The following is a 1,498-nucleotide window of genomic DNA, read 5'->3' as shown; positions in this document are numbered from 1 at the left end:
GCCGGGCTCTGGGGCGACTGGGCGTGCGCCCACCCGCCCTGCTGAACTGGATTTACTGCGTAGGGTGGGACGCGGTGAACAACGTGCCCGCCGCCACGGCTTTGCTGACCCTGCTGCTGGCCATGGGGCTGCACACACCGTTCTGGCTGGCGCTGGCCGTGCTGGCCGGTGTGCAGATGGTAGCCTCCATCTACGGGCACCACATGGTGCAGGCCTTGCAGAAATATCTGGGGGGGCTGCTGCTGGTGGTGTTTACCCTGATAGGCATTGTATTCGCGCTGCGCGGGCAGGCGCCACTGGCCACGCACCATGCCGTAAGCCTTGGCACATTCATGCTGGCGGTGGGTATTCTGGTCAGCTTCAACCTGTCTTGGGCTTCCTACTCATCGGACTACACGCGCTATCTGCCTGCCCGCTCCAGCCCTACCAAAGTGGTGGTGCTGGCACTGGCGGGGCTGCTCTGCTCGGCCATTCCCTTCCAGATTCTTGGGCTGATCTGCGCGGGTAGCGTTGCTGACCCCTCCCCCACAGCGGTTATTGCCTCGCTGCGTCAGGCCATGGGGCCACTGGGCGGGGTGGCTCTTGCGGCCATTGCGCTGTCGTCCATCACCGGCAATTCCTTTAACGACAACACCGCAAGCTACAGCCTGATTTCAGCAGGGCTGCACATCCCGCGCGTGGCCGCCGCCGTGCTGACAGCCCTGCTGGGCTATGCGCTGGCCGTAGCCGGAGCCGGTCGCTACACCACACTCTATACCGATTACCTGCTGGTAACCCTCTACTGGATAGCGCCGTGGATCGGCATTGTGCTGGCAGACTGGTATCTGGGCGACCGCACGGTGCACCCCGTCCCGCCCGGCTGGACACGCGGGGCCACGCTGTTTGTGGTCATTACCGTGCTGACCATCGGCCTGTTTTCCACCAGCAGCCTGTATACCGGCCCCGTAGCCGCGTGGATGGGCGGGGCCGATATTGGCTATTATGTAGGGTTTTTCGCGGCTTTTGCGGGTTACGCGCTCAGCCGCCCCAAACGGGCGAGTTCATAAAGCCCAACGGCTGCCGCAACCGATACGTTCAGGCTTTCCATATCGCCGGGCATGTACAGTCCGGCGATTTCATCACAGCTTTCACGCGTCAGGCGGCGCAGGCCGCGCCCTTCAGCGCCCAGCACAAGCGCCACGCGCCGGTTTTCAAACGAGGCACCATCCAGCACGCCGCCGCCCGCATCCAGCCCGACTGTCCAGCAGCCCGCCTTTTGCAACTGTTCGATAGCGCGGGAGAGATTAACCTCACGCACGATGGGCACCGTTTCCAGCGCGCCGGATGCGGCCTTGGCCAGCACGGCGGTTTCCTCCGGGGCGTTACGGTCCTGCACCACCAGACATGCCGCCCCGAACGCCGCCGCCGAACGCAGGATAGCCCCTACATTGCGTGGGTCCGTTACCTGATCGAGCACCAGCACCGGGCCGGGGCGCTCCAGCGCCTCGTCCAGCGCGGG

At 64.7% G+C, this 1,498-nt stretch carries 2 protein-coding genes; one reads left to right on the top strand and one right to left on the bottom strand.

Annotated elements, in window-relative coordinates:
• The coding region (locus tag JCM25143_RS15040; protein ID WP_025861827.1) for a cytosine permease at positions 1-1,046 on the top strand (1,046 nt) is incomplete at its 5' end.
• On the opposite strand, the gene JCM25143_RS20400 is transcribed toward JCM25143_RS15040, so the two are convergent.
• On the bottom strand, positions 1,010-1,498 hold a 489-nt coding region (locus tag JCM25143_RS20400; RefSeq protein ID WP_035371531.1), incomplete at its 5' end, for a 23S rRNA (guanosine(2251)-2'-O)-methyltransferase RlmB. The genes JCM25143_RS15040 and JCM25143_RS20400 overlap by 37 nt on opposite strands.

The organism is Acetobacter papayae JCM 25143 (assembly GCF_000613285.1).
Taxonomy (GTDB): domain Bacteria; phylum Pseudomonadota; class Alphaproteobacteria; order Acetobacterales; family Acetobacteraceae; genus Acetobacter; species Acetobacter papayae.
The sequence above is the reverse complement of the archived record's forward strand: the minus strand, read 5'-3'. Positions and strand labels throughout refer to the sequence as shown.